At 56.7% G+C, this 15,447-nt stretch carries 13 protein-coding genes; 6 read left to right on the top strand and 7 right to left on the bottom strand.

The annotated features are described in order from the left end of the window. Positions 1 to 470: 470 nt before the first annotated feature. The 5 genes from lexA (at position 471) to CHU70_RS09250 (ending at position 5,621) form a co-directional block, all read left to right on the top strand. The gene (gene lexA / locus CHU70_RS09270; RefSeq protein ID WP_016422629.1) at positions 471 to 1,172 is read left to right on the top strand and encodes a transcriptional repressor LexA; all 702 of its coding nucleotides are present in this window, start codon (positions 471 to 473) and stop codon (positions 1,170 to 1,172) included. A gap of 93 nt (positions 1,173 to 1,265) precedes the next feature. Then, positions 1,266 to 2,045 (top strand): DeoR/GlpR family DNA-binding transcription regulator, encoded by a 780-nt coding sequence (locus CHU70_RS09265; protein WP_016422628.1) that lies wholly within the window; start codon positions 1,266 to 1,268, stop codon positions 2,043 to 2,045. Further along, complete coding sequence (locus CHU70_RS09260) at positions 2,042 to 3,013, top strand: 1-phosphofructokinase family hexose kinase (RefSeq protein ID WP_016422627.1); 972 nt, start codon at positions 2,042 to 2,044, stop codon at positions 3,011 to 3,013. Before CHU70_RS09265 ends, CHU70_RS09260 begins: the two co-directional genes overlap by 4 nt. A gap of 35 nt (positions 3,014 to 3,048) precedes the next feature. Beyond that, on the top strand, positions 3,049 to 5,208 hold the full coding sequence (locus CHU70_RS09255) for a fructose-specific PTS transporter subunit EIIC (protein ID WP_083304387.1): 2,160 nt from the start codon (positions 3,049 to 3,051) through the stop codon (positions 5,206 to 5,208). A gap of 140 nt (positions 5,209 to 5,348) precedes the next feature. Then, positions 5,349 to 5,621, top strand: a complete 273-nt coding sequence (locus tag CHU70_RS09250; protein WP_016422625.1) for an HPr family phosphocarrier protein — start codon at positions 5,349 to 5,351, stop codon at positions 5,619 to 5,621. A gap of 91 nt (positions 5,622 to 5,712) precedes the next feature. Here CHU70_RS09250 and CHU70_RS09245 read toward each other — a convergent pair whose 3' ends face one another. The 4 genes from CHU70_RS09245 to CHU70_RS09225 all read right to left on the bottom strand — a co-directional run bounded on the left by CHU70_RS09245 (position 5,713) and on the right by CHU70_RS09225 (position 11,562). Beyond that, on the bottom strand, positions 5,713 to 7,056 hold the full coding sequence (locus CHU70_RS09245) for a uracil-xanthine permease family protein (RefSeq protein WP_224433128.1): 1,344 nt from the start codon (positions 7,054 to 7,056) through the stop codon (positions 5,713 to 5,715). Between the two features lie 116 nt (positions 7,057 to 7,172). After that, complete coding sequence (hflX, locus tag CHU70_RS09240; RefSeq protein WP_070595184.1) at positions 7,173 to 8,780, bottom strand: GTPase HflX; 1,608 nt, start codon at positions 8,778 to 8,780, stop codon at positions 7,173 to 7,175. A 495-nt stretch (positions 8,781 to 9,275) separates the two neighbouring features. Continuing rightward, complete coding sequence (gene feoB, locus CHU70_RS09230; protein ID WP_049189639.1) at positions 9,276 to 11,261, bottom strand: ferrous iron transport protein B; 1,986 nt, start codon at positions 11,259 to 11,261, stop codon at positions 9,276 to 9,278. Positions 11,262 to 11,304: 43 nt separating this feature from the next. Continuing rightward, a complete protein-coding gene (locus CHU70_RS09225) occupies positions 11,305 to 11,562 on the bottom strand; it encodes a FeoA family protein (protein WP_080969561.1) in 258 nt (85 codons plus the stop codon). Between the two features lie 280 nt (positions 11,563 to 11,842). On the opposite strand from CHU70_RS09225, the gene CHU70_RS09220 reads away from it, so the two are divergent. After that, positions 11,843 to 12,622: a hypothetical protein gene (locus CHU70_RS09220; RefSeq protein WP_049189638.1), complete on the top strand. Its 780-nt coding sequence runs from the start codon at positions 11,843 to 11,845 to the stop codon at positions 12,620 to 12,622. Positions 12,623 to 12,682: 60 nt separating this feature from the next. On the opposite strand, the gene dapF is transcribed toward CHU70_RS09220, so the two are convergent. The 3 genes from dapF to CHU70_RS09205 all read right to left on the bottom strand — a co-directional run bounded on the left by dapF (position 12,683) and on the right by CHU70_RS09205 (position 15,312). Continuing rightward, positions 12,683 to 13,606 (bottom strand): diaminopimelate epimerase, encoded by a 924-nt coding sequence (dapF, locus tag CHU70_RS09215; RefSeq protein WP_049189637.1) that lies wholly within the window; start codon positions 13,604 to 13,606, stop codon positions 12,683 to 12,685. Between the two features lie 31 nt (positions 13,607 to 13,637). Further along, positions 13,638 to 14,540, bottom strand: coding sequence for a tRNA (adenosine(37)-N6)-dimethylallyltransferase MiaA (miaA, locus tag CHU70_RS09210; RefSeq protein WP_049189646.1), 903 nt, complete (start codon positions 14,538 to 14,540; stop codon positions 13,638 to 13,640). 67 nt (positions 14,541 to 14,607) lie between these two features. Further along, on the bottom strand, positions 14,608 to 15,312 hold the full coding sequence (locus CHU70_RS09205) for a hypothetical protein (RefSeq protein ID WP_070595182.1): 705 nt from the start codon (positions 15,310 to 15,312) through the stop codon (positions 14,608 to 14,610). Between the last annotated feature and the right edge of the window lie 135 nt (positions 15,313 to 15,447).

The following is a 15,447-nucleotide window of genomic DNA, read 5'->3' as shown; positions in this document are numbered from 1 at the left end:
CCACACCAACGGGGCTTTCCGTGTCGTCCGAGCAGGGAGCTCGGAAACTTGAGAAAAGTCAATATCAGATGTGCTGCTAACACCAAGTGCGGTTGAAACCGTAGACATCATGTTTTCTCCCTTTCCAACGTTGACTCTCCCACCGTTGCCGGCCTGGAGAGAATAAGAGTTGTACGACCGTTTCCCGACGCTGTGGAGACTATGTCCAAGGGCGGATGCGGAGAATCCGTCTAGACCCTTTCATCAAACGACTGTTCGAGTAACTTGTCATGTTCGATTTATAACACCATGTTCGAATATTGTCTACTGCTATCCGGATTTATTTTCGATTTTCGACATCATCACCGCCTCCGAGCACGGATAATGTACACGTTTTCTAAAGAATTCAAGGGCGCACAGTGTTCGATGCTCGACGATTCGAACAGTTTTGAGTTATGATTCATTCGAAAGAGTTTGAGAAGGGATGTTCCATGGCTCAAAAGAAGAAAGCGAACCCTAAAACACTCACCGATCGGCAGCGTCGGATTCTTGACGTCATTTCGGATGCCGTCGTACTTCGCGGATACCCACCGAGCATTCGAGAAATTGGGGATGCTGTGGGCTTGAATTCCACCTCGTCGGTGGCATACCAACTCAAGGAGTTGGAGAAGAAGGGCTTTCTCCGCCGCGACCCACACAAACCCCGCGCGGTAAACGTAAGGGATTCGAAGTCCTCCGCTGGCACTTTCACTCCGGTAAAGCCTGGGCCAAAGGCTACTGGCACCACCCAAACTCCCGAGATGCCAGAGGACATGCCAGAGCCAATCTTCGTTCCTATCGTTGGACAGATTGCGGCTGGCAACCCTATTTTGGCGGAGCAGCATGTGGAAAGTCACATGGCACTTCCGATGGAGATTACGGGCTCTGGTCAGCTATACCTACTCAAGGTCGTGGGTGATTCCATGGTTGACGCGGGCATTCTCGACGGAGACTGGGTGGTAGTCCGTTCCCAAGACGTGGTCGAACAGGGAGATTTCGTTGCAGCCCTGTTTGAAGATGAAGCAACAGTCAAGGAATGGCACGAAGACGCTGCTGGCAAGTGGCTCATGCCCCATAATCGCGCCTTTGACCCACTCCCCGCGGAGCACGCCAAGATCCTCGGCAAGATTGTCAGCGTCCTACGCAGCCTCTAATTTCCCACATTTTCGTTGCCCGAAACAGACATAAACGGGCATACTGGGAACAGATAGTAAAGCTGAGATTTCTTAACAGCTAAGGAGCGGGGAATGTACGCAGAGGAACGCCGCCGGAAGATTGCGTCTTTGACAGCAGTCGAAGGGCGCGTGACGGTCGCTGATCTTGCGGAAGCTTTCGATGTCACAGCAGAGACGATTCGCCGTGACCTAGCTCAGTTGGATGCAGAGGGCGCAGTTCACCGCGTACACGGTGGCGCTGTGGCTACTCGTTCTTTTCAGACTGTTGAGTTTTCAGTTGCCGCTCGAAAGAACGCGCAAAAGGACGCGAAGCTCTCTATTGCCCGCTGTGCTGCGGATTTTCTGCCTGACTCTGGTGGTGGAATTTTTCTCGATGCTGGAACTACCACCGAGGCTCTTGCAGAGCTGATGGTCCACTCCCCTGATAACCGCCGTTGGTCGGTTGTCACAAACTCTCTTCCCAACGCCATCACACTCGCAGGATCGAACCGCATTGAGCTTCAACTCCTTGGCGGCCAAGTTCGCGTCATTACTCAGGCGGTTGCTGGCGATACGGCACTCCGCACTCTCGCGGTTATGCGTGCCGATGTCGCTTTCATTGGTTCTAATGCCTTGACAATTGACCACGGTCTTTCTACTGCTGATCCACAGGAAGCGGCGGTAAAGCGCGCGATGATTACGAATGCGCGCAAGGTCATCGTTATGGCGGACTCGACGAAACTTGGCCGCGACTTCCTCGTCAGCTTTGCAGCATTGGAAGATATCGACGTCGTGATTACAGATTCCTCTGCCCCGGAACAGTTCGTCAATGACCTCAGGGAGCAAGGTGTCGAGGTTGTGGTTGCTTCATGATCCTGACCTTGACTGTAAATCCGTCAATCGATCGACTTGCTCGACTCGATACGGAGCTCAAGCGAGGTGGCGTGTTCCGTCTACCAATGGCTGAGGACATGGCTGGTGGCAAGGGAATTAATGTGTCCAAGGCGTTGCACTACGCCGGAGAAAAGACGCTCGCGCTCTACCCGGCATCGGACTCCGGAAAATTCACGCGCCTGTTGGAAGTCTCTGGCATACCTCATGAAGCCATCAACACGACTAACGAAGCCCGCGTTAATCTCACACTCGCAGAGCCAGATGGGACGACCACCAAGCTCAATTCCCCTGGCATGACATTGACGAAAGCGCACCGTAGGCGTGTCCTGGAGAAACTTATCCACCATGCTAAACACGCCACGTGGGTAGTTTTCGCAGGTTCATTGCCCCCTGGTGTCCCCAGGGATTTTTACGTTCAATGCACCGAGGCGGTGTATTCGGTCAACCCGAATATTCGTGTTGCTATGGATACGAGCGACGGCCCACTGACTGAGGTCGTTCGCGCATTTCCAAAGGTGCGACCTTTCTTGATGAAGCCGAACGCCTACGAACTTGGTCAAATCATTGATCAGGACGGCGAAGAACTTGAGGCCGCTGCAGCCGAAGGGAACTATCTTCCCGTAGCGCAGGCTGCTCGTGCGCTGAACGAGCTTGGCGTTTCCGAAGTCCTGGCCACTCTCGGCGAAGCAGGGGCGGTGCTTTCAGTGAAGTCAGGCGGTTGTTTCGCTGCTACCTCCCCCTCGATAGTCGCTCAGTCGACGGTCGGTGCTGGAGACTGTGCTTTGGCCGGCTACGTTATGTCCCGCGAACGCGGTGATAGCTACCAAGATGCACTAACCACCGCCGTAGCTTATGGGGCGGCGGCAACCAGTCTTCCCGGTACGACCATCCCCTATCCAGAACAGGTTCACCCCGAGGCCGGCCGGTTATGGCAGCTCGACACTTAGCTTTTCGATGCCTAGATAAGGAGCATTAGAAAACCATGTCTTCTTCGGCAGATTTTTCCGCTATTGCATCAGACCTAGCCGATGAGTCGACAGTGTTCCTTGACCTAGATATCGGTCCGCAAAAGGAGAAGATCCTTAACTATCTCATCGCTAAAGCTGTAGAGACCGGCCGCGCCACCGACAGCAACGGCATCGTCGCAGCAGCCCTCGAACGCGAAGAGAAGGCCCCGACAGGTCTGTCGGGAGGGATAGCCATCCCCCACTGCCGCCATGAGGACTGGTCGAAGCCGACCCTGATGTTTGCCCGCTTAACCAGCGCTACAGAATTCACCACACCAGATGGGCCGGCGGACCTGCTCTTTTTCATTGGTGTCCCATCTAGTAACAGCGATGTCCACGTCGATATTCTGGCCGCACTCGCAAAAGCACTTCGCGATAAGGGGTTTCGCGCAGCTCTTCGCGGTGCTGATAGCGATGAAGAGACTGCCCGGATCATTAGCGAGCACGTCACCAAAGCGCCTCGTCGGAAAGCGAAAAAACCTCCGGCGAAGACCAATATCGTCGCCATCACGGCCTGCCCCACGGGCATCGCACACACTTATTTGGCAGCCGAAGCGCTTACTGGCGCGGCAGAAAGCATGTCTGATGTCACACTAACTGTAGAGACGCAGGGCTCGGCAGGAACCCAGGAAGCCCCCGCAGAGGCAATTGTCCGGGCCGACGTGCTAGTAATCGCAGCCGATATTGGGGTTACGGGGCTTAAGCGCTTCAGCGATAAACCACAGGTCAAAGTGCCAATTCGTAAGGCAGTCAATGAACCTACTGCAGTTATTAAACAAGCGAAGGCAAAAGCAGAACAATCACGGGTTCGCGCCTACGACCGAAAGGCGCCGCAACCTAAGGATGACCACGACAAGGAGGCCGGTTCGCAAACCGGTACTACAGGCGCAGACCCTTCATCTGAGAGGGTACAAGCAACTACGAAGGTGGGGGCACATAAATCATCCTTAGGCGGTGACAAAGCCTTCGGACACTGGGTTCGTGATGCCATTATGACCGGTGTCAGCTATATGGTGCCGTTCGTGGCCGCATCGGGGTTGTTGATTGCGCTGGGATTCCTCGTCGGCGGTCATCAGGTTGGTGTAGTAGCTGACGCCGTGACTAGGGATTTGCGGCTGCCGGAGATTATCGGACTCGATGCCCCGATTGCTGTGCCGACAAAAGATCTCGGCACCGTGCTAATTGATCGTAGTGGGCTGTGGCTGTATCTCGGCTCGGCGCTTTTTGCCATTGGCAACCACGGCATGCAGGTCATTGTGGCTGTAATGAGTGCTTATATCGCCTTTGGCATGGCTGGCAGAGCCGGCATTGCACCAGGCTTTATTGGCGGTGCCATCGCGGTCACGGTTGGCGCCGGCTTCCTTGGGGGCCTGGTGACAGGCATCCTGGCGGGACTAGTTGTAGCCCTACTGTTGAGGATGAAAGTCCCGGACTGGCTGCGACCGCTGATGCCGGTTGTCGTGATTCCTATGCTCGGAGCTATGGCCGTTGGGCTCACCATGTACCTGCTGCTCGGGATGCCGCTGGCGTGGCTGATGACGGCTCTGCAGCAGTGGCTGCAATCACTGGATACGACGGCGGCGTTCCTGTTCGGTGGTCTTCTCGGCGCAATGATGTGCGTGGATATGGGCGGAATGATCAACAAGGCTGCTTATCTTTTTGCCGTCGCAAACATCGCCTCAGCAGATCCCGCATCATGGAAGGTCATGGCCGCTGTGATGGCGGCGGGCATGGTACCTCCATTGGCTACATCTCTGGCAGTTGTGCTCCGACCAAAGCTGTTCAGTTCGGCGGAGCGTCAAAACGGCAAAGCGGGCTGGGTGCTCGGTGCGGCCTTCATTTCAGAGGGAGTGATTCCCTTCGCCGCCGCAGATCCGCTACGTGTGATTCCGTCGATTGTGATTGGCGGTGCCGTCACCGGTGGCACCTCAATGGCTTTGGCTGCGGCCACACGTGTTCCGCACGGAGGTATTTTTGTGCTGTTTGCAATCGACAACCCTGTCGCATGGCTTGCTGCAATCGTCTTGGGCAGCATAGTGGCAGCAATTCTCGTTGTGGCAGCTAAAAGCCTGTGGCCGCGGCAAGTCAGCACCGATAATCAAAACCTAGAAGCAAACATTTCAGCGGAAGCGTAGTTTTTACCGCACCGGCTGGTTCATCCCAACGAGCATTTCTACGATTTTCAGCAAACATTCCCCAACCCATCCGGGCAACCTATTAAGCTCAGAAATGGCATCGAGGAAATCGAGAAGCAGAAAGGCAGGATGCCGCTCGCATGGTTACTCAACATGTCCACGTCGGCTCCAAGGTGGGTATTCATGCCCGCCCTGCAACGGTCATCGCTGAGCGTGCCTCCCGTTTTCAGGAAGAAATACTGGTCGAGCTCCTTGACTCAGACGAGCCCGACAACGAACCGGCCGATGCTTCATCCTCGTTGATGCTCATGGCACTCGGTGCCGAATTCGGCGATGAAGTCACTGTGACCAGTAGCAACGCGGTTGCGGTAGAGAAAATCGCCGAACTCATCGCCCAAGATCTGAGCGATTAAAAGCAATCAGCTTAACGACGAAACATCGTGGCAACGGTCACGTGGTTCCGTCGTTAAGCATTCGTGCGAGATTCTGCCCTGGACGGGTAGCCTACGAGCGGTTCTCACCGATGCGGTTGTAGAGCCAGTTCAAAATTGGATAGCCGATAATAATGCCGACCGAACCCCAAGCAATGCCCTCCAGCGTCAGCGAACCAATGTCGAGGGTGAGGTTGCCGATACCCGCAATCAGCGCGGTGGCGGCAGCGGTGAGATTAACCGGGTTGTTGAAGTCGACCTTTTCGTCCATCCAGATGCGCACACCGAGCAAACCGATCAGGCCGTAGAGCACCATCGTTGCCCCACCGAGCACGCCGGTAGGAATGGTCAAGATGAGTGCGCCGAACTTTGGAATGAAAGCCAGTGCAATGGCGGTGAAAGCTGCCACCCAGTAAGCTGCGGTCGAATAGACACGGGTAGCGGCCATAACACCGATATTTTCAGCGTAGGTAGTGGTACCAGAACCACCAGCTGAACCGGCGATGGTGGTGGCTAGACCGTCTGCAATAAGAGCATCGCCAGCGATGTCATCGAGGTTTCGGCCGGTCATGGCAGCAACAGCCTTGACGTGACCGACATTCTCTGCGATGAGTACTACGATGACGGGCAGACCAATCAGCATCGCATTGAAGTGGAACTCCGGCGCGTGGAATGCGGGCAGACCAATCCAGGCGGCATTGCCGACAGTTTCTGTAGCCTCGGGCGAGAGATTTCCAGTGGCAGCGGCGAAGACCCAGCCGATTAGTACGCCGATAAGGACACCCAGACGGCTGACCATACCGCGGCCAGCGACGGTTGCGAAGACAATGGATGCCATCGTGACAAATGCGACCAACGGCTGAGTGGCGAAGTTCTCCGTGGCGGCAGGCGCCAGGTTAAGTCCGATGAGAGCGACGATGGCACCGGTTACTGCAGGTGGCATCACTGCATCGAGGACACGCTTGCCGGCGAACTTTACAACGCAGCCAACGAGCATGAGCGCGATGCCGGCGCAGAGCACGACACCGAGCTGAACACCAATACCCTGCGCCTGTGTCGCGGTCAGTGGTGCGATGAAGGCAAACGACGAGCCCAGGTAAGAGGGCAAGCGGTTTCGGGTGATTAGCAGGAAGACAATCGTGCCGATACCCGAGAACAGCAGTGTGGTATTGACTGGGAAACCAGTCAACAGCGGCACCAGAAGAGTTGCACCAAACATGGCAATGACGTGCTGTGCGCCAATGCCAATTGTACGAGGCCAATCGAGGCGTTCGTTGGGAGCCACCACGGCTCCCGGTGCAATCTTTCGACCGTCACCGTGAATATCCCAACCGAAAAGACGGCCACGTTCGGCGTTTTCAGCAGGCGGATTTGCGGAGGTTCCCTGTTGGGTCTCCGCGTCAGAAGTAGAATTCATGGTTGTAATGCTAGTGGATGCCCACCGCAGATCACGCCACGGATACCGCATTAAACCCAGGACTGCCGGAGCTCTTTGTCGCTCTCCCTATTCCAACTCCGCTCTCCCTTTTCCGACTAGGCGTCGTTGCTACTATCCTCATTCGCATCCGCCGTGAAGTGAGGATCCGCTGCAGGTTCGATGCGGTATGCCGACAGTTCATCCGCGAGGCTAGTGGGCAAACGCACATCCATCTGGGTGCCTTGCTCTGTCCATGTCTCCGACAGCACGGTCGCATCTTCGTGGAGCATGGAGACAATATTGCCCTTGTCATAGGGGATCAACATGTGGACGTGAGACTCCAGCTCATTGAGTGCAAGCTCGAGTCGGGTCTCCAGTTCACCGATCCCCTCACCCGTTCGCGCAGAGACAAAGACCGCATCATCGAGCTGGTGGCGCAGTTGCGCCAGAGTGATGCCATCGGCCTTGTCCACCTTGTTGACTACCAACAGCTCGGGCGGAATCTCGGCCTTTTCTTCCTCCGCGATTTCGTTGATGACTTTGTTGACAGCCTTAATCTGCTCCAGCGGGAATGGGTCAGAGGAGTCTACGACGTGCATGATGACGTCGGCTTCGAGCACCTCTTCCAAGGTCGAGCGAAAAGCTTCAATGAGCTGCGTCGGCAAGTGGCGAACAAATCCGACCGTATCGGTCATAATCACCGTGCGACCGTCGCGAAGCTTGGTGCGACGAGTCGTCGGATCCAGCGTCGCAAACAGCGCGTCTTCCACCAGCACACCAGCGCCTGTCAGTGCGTTGAGCAACGAAGATTTACCCGCGTTGGTGTAGCCGACAATTGCCACGCGCGGCAGGTGTCCAGCCTTACGACGTGCGCGTTTAATCTCACGCGCAGTCTTCATGCCAGCTAATTCCTTGCGGATTCGCGCCATATCTTGGCGTAGGCGCTGACGATCGGTTTCGATCTTAGTTTCACCCGGACCACGCAGACCCACGCCGCCGTTGGAGCCCGCGCGACCACCAGCCTGACGCGATAGGTTGCCGCCCCAGCCGCGCAGACGCGTGTACAGGTACTGCATTTGTGCCAGCGAGACCTGCGCCTTGCCCTCCTTGGACTTCGCGTGCTGAGCAAAGATATCCAGAATCAGCATGGTGCGGTCAATAACCTTGGCGTCAAGGCGATCCTCCAGCGCCACCAATTGACCGGGAGACAGTTCACCGTCGCAAATAACTGTATCTGCGCCGGTAGAGGCGACAATATCGCGAAGCTCGTTGAGCTTGCCAGATCCCACGTAAGTACCAGGGTCCGGCTTATCGCGGCGCTGCAGCACCATCTCTAAAACTTCCGAACCTGCAGTCTCTGCCAGTGCGGCGAGCTCCTCCATCGCCACTTCAGCTTCCTGAAGGGTCCCGGATGTCCAGACACCGAGCAGCACCACGCGTTCCAGTCGGAGCTGACGGTACTCGACCATCACTTCTTCAGACTCAGTATGTGCTACTGACCTGGTCAGCCGGCGCAGAGAGGAACGCGCCTCCAAATCCAAATCACCGACGGTAGGTTCCCTTTGCGTGCCGACGTTCGTTGCGAACGCATCCCCGGAGGCACTATCGGCGTTCTCGCCAGCGGCATTAGCGTCGATGAAAAAATCGTCCATCTCGTGCGAGGTGCGAGCTTGCTGCGACGTTTCGTCGCTGACCTCATCAAAGTTGTTGGAAAAATTCGTCATACTAGCTGCTATTGTCACATGACAAGCCAAATTCTCCGCATTGTGTGCGGAGAATACCGAGCCGAAGCTCAAGACTTAGGCTGCAGAAGGTGGCCTGCGTGTCAGAACCAGTGCGACCGGACCACTATTAGAACTACCGCCAGCACACGTACCGCTGTCGGACATTCCACAGTTGGAACAACCTCCGCCTGGGCACATGCCACCGAGGGATTCCCGTCGCAATTGGCCGGTGTGTTCCATGCGGTCAAGGATGAGGTCTACCGTTGCTCGCTGCAGGCCGGTGATTTCGCAAATTTTGCGTCGGGAGCTAATGCCCTGCGCGATTGCATCCTGAACGGCTTCTGAAGGCCGACGAGTAACCGTCGTATTCTTCCTGGCTCTAAAGAGTCCCACGGCGATAGCTCCTTTCCGTATCGCGATTCTTGTTGGATCTGATTTCTAGTTCGCAAGTGTGCCCTAGTAGCTTTGCCGAAGCTACTAGGAATCAACGAGGCTTTACAGGAACAGCTTTAACCCTTGGAAAACAATCACGGCCAGTGCCCATGCAACGACCAGCTGCGCTAGCAAACCGAAGCCCGTCCACTTCAAGCCGATCTCTCGACGTTGTGCCGCGAGCGTAGCCACGCACGGTGTGTAAGCCAGCAGGAAGATCATATAGGCCCAGACTGCTGCCAATCCGTGTCCATCGGATGCATTGTCAAAGTCACGTCGAATATTCTCCGCGAGCGGGCTGGAGGCCTGTTCGCTCGAATCGGAGTCGGTGACGTCCTCCACTGCATAGGTCTGTGCCCAGGTAGAAATGACGGCTTCCTTGGCCACAAAGCCCGTCACCAACGGACCTGTCAGAGACCATGTACCGAAACCTGCCGGGTTAAACACAGGAGCAATAGTTTCGCTGACTGCACCGTATGCGGAGTCCTGCGGTGCTAGATTTTCATCGGCAAAGGAGTGCCCGGAGACAACCGGAATAGACATCAGTAGCCATACGACGATGACGGTGCTGACGATGATTCCACTAGCGGTCTGCAGGAATCCCTTCAGACGCATCCACATCACAGATAGTGCCAGCCGTGCGGTCGGAAGCTGGTAGGTTGGCAGGTCAATGACCAGCGGTTCCGACGGCATGGTGCGCCACAGGGTCTTACGCAGTGCAAGGCCGGTCAGAACGATCAGCAGAATCGAGATCACGTACATAGCGAAGACGACTGTGCCCGCGTGTTCCGGAAAGAACACCGCACCCAACATGACATACACGGTCAGGCGCGCCGAGCAGGAGGTAAACGGAACCAGTAGAGCCGTCAAAATGCGGTGGCGCGGATTACTCAGCACACGTGTTGCCGAGATTGCTGGCACATTACAGCCAAAGCCGACGATGAGCGGAATAAATGCCTTACCCGGAAGACCAATTGCACGCATGACACGGTCCGCCACCACGGCTGCACGCGCCATATACCCTGAATCCTCGAGTACTGCGAGGCACAGGAACATGAGTGCCATTAGCGGAACGAAGGTCAGCACCATGCCGACACCACCGATGATGCCGTTTACAAGCAGCCCGGTGACAATCGGATGATCCCATCCCACCGCTTCTAATCCACGGGTAACCAAATCTGCGAAATTACCGGTAATAAGGGTTTCCAAACCGTCCTGCAACGGTGCTGCTACCGTCGTCGTGATTTGGAAGACTGCCCACATAACTGCCAGGAACACAATCGGTCCGAGCACCGGATGGAGGACCACGTTATCAATGCGGTCGGAGAAAGTCTGGCGATCTTCCACCCCGCCCGTAGATGCCGCAACCGCCGCATCAATCGCGGCAAAGCGTGCGTCGTCCAGGCGTTCAATCGATTCACCATCGGCCTGGCGAATCGGTGACGACACCGAACTACATCCGTCCAGAGCCGCTGCTACCGCGTCGGCCAACCGCGCCATTCCCGCTTTACGACGGGGATCCAGCGCCACCACCGGCATCCCCATAGCTGACTGCAATGCGTCCGGATTCACATCGATGCCCTTGGCCTTGGCAACATCTAGTTTGGTCAGAGCCAGAACGATGCGCTGGGGCTGTTCCGCCAATTCCGCGGCCATGTAGAGGCCACGGCCCAGTGCCGTGGCGTCGACAACGACAACGACGAGATCCGGGCGTTCTTCTTCTGGTTTCTCGATGAGCATCTCGCGAGTGAGCTCTTCGTCCGGACTCATGGCATCCAGCGAGTAGGCACCCGGGAAATCGATGACATCGTACTCAGCGGCATCGGTCTTCCACGCGCCACGGCTGACCTCCACGGTCGTACCAGGCCAATTGCCCATCTGCGCTTTCGCACCAGTCAAACTATTGAACAGTGTTGACTTACCGGAGTTCGGTGCGCCGACTACTGCGACAACAGGTGCACCATCCTTTGCTGGTGCTCCGCCGCTGCATGCGTGGCAGCTGGGCGTGGATGCGAATTTTCGCGTTGAGGAATCCGTAGGTGTTGTCATTGTTTACTTTCAGGAGGGAGGTGAGAAAAGAGATGTAGGGGACCTAACCCACGACGGACATCTTGTGCAGCGTGCTGGCATCGATGGCGTAGCGCGTTGCGCCAGCATGGACGATTCGCCCACCGCCGCTGGTACTCCGTCCCACAGTGACACTCATTCCAGGGCGAAGCCCCAGTTGCGAAAGCCTGCGGCACAGGCGCTCATCCACATGCGACGTTCCCAGAGTGACGGTTACCCCCACCGGGACGTCGGCAAGCGACTGAATGTCATCCGACTGTTTTCGAGACCGCAATCCGAGCATGAGAAACCTCGCTTATATAGATAAGAATTAAGCTAAGCAAATGGTGTTTACGGAGATGAGCTTACTCTTAGGCATGCCTAAATGGAATAAACCCGGCACACCTAAGGAAAGTTATTTATGCCACACTTAACCTTTACCTATTTAGTGTGGCAGAATTGTTAGCCCCATCCGAATAGTTGCCGCGGCGTGAAGGAATGGTTCTAGGTACCCCAGAGCACAATGCGCTCACGTGCGATTCGTTAGTTCGCAGATGAAGATATGGGAAGTATCATCGAAAAGTATGACTACTGACTTGCGAAGCATTGGCATGGACTACCCCAGCTGGCGAGACGCGATGGAAGCCGCGATTGCCAGTGACAATCTGTCGGTCATCGGCGAGGTCCGCGGTGGCCAGCTGGTCCGTTTCGAAGATTCCTCTGGTGCGCGTCTGCACATCCTGGGTGTTGAACCATTTTCTACCTACGCCGGCTTCGCGGGCAGCCCGACCGTCACTGCCCATGTATCCAGCGTGGACGATGTCTTGGCGCTCGTGGAAATCGTCGAGGATGATCCCTCCTCGGATAACTTTGACAAGGTCATCGAGGTCGCTACCTGCCTGCTGTCACAGGGGCCAATGATTGTTGATGCCGGAACTCAGACTTTTGAGCATGTCGCGCTATCAGCTCTAGCAACTGATTTCACCCTCGACGCATCCATCGAAGAGTACGAGAAGCGCACCGGGGCAACCCCGACAACATTGGACTTCGAAGGTGCTAAGGCAATTGTCGGAGATCAGGTCGGGAAGGCATCGCCTAGCGCAACCGTGAAACTGGCTGGTGTTATCAATAACTCCCGCAAGCATGTCAATGAGCTAACCGGCAAGAAGTTCTGGGTGCTCAACCTTGCTCTGCCGACTCCTATGGACGTACTTGTCCCCGGCGGCGACGAAGCTCCCCAGCCAGGCATGGTCGTTTCCGGTACTTTCTCACTGACCGGTGAGATCATTCCGCCTCAAGGTTGCGGAGGCGGCTGTGGCGATGGCGGCTGTGGTTGTGGCGACGGTGGCTGCGGCGGACACTAGTCCGCTGATTCCCCACCGCTTCCACTACCCCGCTAGTGCTCCTGCAGCAATAGCTACCAGTCACAGGGCTTCCAGCTCAATATCGCCGAGCGTGTGAATCACGCTCGGCCCGGTCAAGGTCGCCGAGAAGTCCCCATCCGCATTGCTGGCCTTGTGGACATCCACAGTCACCACACCGCCGGGCACCTTGACTGTCACAACCCCCTCAGTCCGGCCGGCATCGGCCAGCGCGGCAATAGCTGCCGCAACCGTACCGGTGCCACACGAGCGGGTCTCACCAACTCCACGTTCAATTACTCGCATGGACACCGAATCACAGGCATCCAGCGGGGTGACAATTTCCACATTGAGGCCGTTCGGGAACATGGCTTCGTCGGCACGCACTGGCTTCGCGACACTACCCGCCGCTTCCAATTCCAGCTCCGCCAGAGCGGCGGCATTTAGGCCAGGCATGACGCAGGCCAAATGCGGATTTCCCACGTCGACACCAATCCCGGCGAATTTCTGGGCATTGTTGCCCGAACCAATGAACGCAGTAGCGAGGCCGAGGACTTCCGGCTGGCCCATATCCACCCCAACGACCGCGTGCCTGCGGCTGTGCTCATCAATCGAAACAGCGCGCAGCCCTGCTCGAGTGCCCACCCGCAAAGCTCCGTCGACGACACTGTCCGGGCTGTGAATCGCGGCAATATAGTGTGCAAAGACGCGGACACCATTCCCGCACATCTCGGCAATAGAACCGTCACTATTGCGGTAGTCCATAAACCAATCGTCGGCTTTAACGCCCTCCGGCAATGCCGCCAAAACACCGGCATCGACGAGTTTCCCCGCTCGGGCAACCCGCAGGACGCCGTCAGCGCCAAGACCCCGCTGTCTATCGCACACTGCTGCGACCAGTGATTCGGTCAATTCGATGGACACCAAATCATCTGGAAAAATCAAGAAATCGTTTTGCGTACCGTGGCCTTTGGCAAATGAAACCATGCCCTTGATGCTAGCGGGAGGTCCGAATCTCTTACAGACCAAGTGCGGAAAACGCCTGTCCCGGCACGTCACCGGCAGCGTCTAGCCACATGATTCGATGATCACGGTTGAACCAGGAGCGCTGACGTCGCACATACCTGCGCGTACCAGTAATCGTGCGTTCACAAGCCGTATCCAGGTCGTAAACCCCATCGAAGTAGTCCAGCACCTGTGCATAGCCGATCGCGCGACTAGCGGTCACACCTTCGCGCAACCCTTGCGCAATCAAACTCTCAGTTTCTTCCACCAGGCCAGCGGCAAACATGCCCCGCGTACGCTGTTCTATCCGCGGATTTAGCCATTCCGCCTGCGTGCGCAACCCCAATATGCGAGTGTTCCACCGCGGTGGCTTATCAATCGACGGCTTCGACGCTGCAAAAGGTTTACCTGTCAGCTCGATGACCTCCAAAGCCCGGACAGTGCGCCGCGGGTCGTTGGTTTCAATAATTGCCGCCGCATCCGGATCAATCTCTGCCAACCGATCGTGCAACGCCGCCGGACCAATCTCGTCTTGCACTGCCTCCCACTTCGCACGTACCTCAGGGTCCGTAGGTGGGAACTGCCAGTCGTCCACCAACGCCTGTACGTACATCATCGACCCGCCGACAAGGATGGGGACTTTCCCCCGCGCGCGAATGGCCTCAACATCCGCGACCGCCTCACGCTGATATGTCGCTACACTCGCCGGCTGCGTCACGTTCAGCACATCGAGTTGGTGGTGCGGAATCCCCCGCCGCTGGTCCACCGACAGCTTCGCTGTTCCGATATCCATTCCTCGATAAAGCTGCATCGAATCAACATTGACGACCTCACCGCCAAGCTGCTCCGCAAGCACCAGCCCCAAATCCGACTTTCCCGACGCCGTCGGCCCTACCACCGCAATCGGCACCGGCAAGCTCTCACTCTCGAAAGCCGTCACTACCCAGTTCACACTCCTGCACAAAAACTAAAAACGCGAGCTCCTACTTCGCAACACACTGCCAGCTGGCCACGTGGTAACCGATGCCGTAAGGCGCCCCGTCATAGTAAGAACGCTTTACGACGGTCATTCCAGACCCCGTCCAGCTTTCAGCAGCTTTACTCAGCTGCTGCCATAACTCGGCCGCGTACGCGCCGGGAGCTGGAAACACAATATTTTCCACGTTAATGCTTGAGCAGTCCTGACCAGCAATCAGACTGCACAGCGCATCAACCTCCGCTGCACCTTCAATTACGCCGACCGGGGAATCGTCCGCAAGGCCGAATGCGCCGTCGACAAGCACAAGCAGGCGCGTGTGACCGGCAGCGATTGCCTCAGCGATAGAGTCGAAGCACGTTGCCTGAATGACGCGGCCAGTGGGTCCTTCAGAATTCCGTCGCGCGTAGTCTTCGATAAGCCAGCGTCCCAGCAGCTCAGGTAATTCGGTTCCGCCTGACACCGTGACATCAACCCCATACGGAGAAAAACTGCCGGGTGCGCTGGTCTGGTGCGGGGACTTCGCTTGCATCCTGCCAGTGATAATAGCGACCGCGCCGGGCTCCCCGGGTTCGTCATGTCTCCACAGCGTCGCGACCGTTTCACGGGCATGACGGCGCAATTCCGTGGCGGTGGGCGCAAAACCACCCAGCTCCTCGACGATGAGAAGCGCACGCGGAACGATAACAAGCCGAGGCAAACGCGAATTCACGTCCTCAACGCTACCGTGAGGGGCTAGTCGATGCCTTATTCCGGCGGTGTTACGCGCGCTGTGCCAAAATTTTTGGGATACTCGAGCACATACCGTAAGTGTTTGATGGCAGCCGTGTCGCGCGGCAGTTCTGCA

The sequence above is a fragment of the Corynebacterium sp. LK10 genome, from assembly GCF_008042455.1.
GTDB classification, from domain to species: domain Bacteria; phylum Actinomycetota; class Actinomycetes; order Mycobacteriales; family Mycobacteriaceae; genus Corynebacterium; species Corynebacterium jeikeium_D.
The sequence above is the reverse complement of the archived record's forward strand: the minus strand, read 5'-3'. Positions and strand labels throughout refer to the sequence as shown.

Excerpts from the sequence above, each read along its gene's own strand:
- lexA (WP_016422629.1), top strand. The coding sequence starts at position 471 with ATGGCTCAAAAGAAGAAAGCGAACCCTAAAACACTCACCGATCGGCAG.
- CHU70_RS09265 (WP_016422628.1), top strand. The coding sequence starts at position 1,266 with ATGTACGCAGAGGAACGCCGCCGGAAGATTGCGTCTTTGACAGCAGTC.
- CHU70_RS09260 (WP_016422627.1), top strand. The coding sequence starts at position 2,042 with ATGATCCTGACCTTGACTGTAAATCCGTCAATCGATCGACTTGCTCGA.
- CHU70_RS09255 (WP_083304387.1), top strand. The coding sequence starts at position 3,049 with ATGTCTTCTTCGGCAGATTTTTCCGCTATTGCATCAGACCTAGCCGAT.
- CHU70_RS09250 (WP_016422625.1), top strand. The coding sequence starts at position 5,349 with ATGGTTACTCAACATGTCCACGTCGGCTCCAAGGTGGGTATTCATGCC.
- CHU70_RS09245 (WP_224433128.1), bottom strand. The coding sequence starts at position 7,056 with ATGAATTCTACTTCTGACGCGGAGACCCAACAGGGAACCTCCGCAAAT.
- hflX (WP_070595184.1), bottom strand. The coding sequence starts at position 8,780 with ATGACGAATTTTTCCAACAACTTTGATGAGGTCAGCGACGAAACGTCG.
- feoB (WP_049189639.1), bottom strand. The coding sequence starts at position 11,261 with ATGACAACACCTACGGATTCCTCAACGCGAAAATTCGCATCCACGCCC.
- CHU70_RS09225 (WP_080969561.1), bottom strand. The coding sequence starts at position 11,562 with ATGCTCGGATTGCGGTCTCGAAAACAGTCGGATGACATTCAGTCGCTT.
- CHU70_RS09220 (WP_049189638.1), top strand. The coding sequence starts at position 11,843 with ATGACTACTGACTTGCGAAGCATTGGCATGGACTACCCCAGCTGGCGA.
- dapF (WP_049189637.1), bottom strand. The coding sequence starts at position 13,606 with ATGGTTTCATTTGCCAAAGGCCACGGTACGCAAAACGATTTCTTGATT.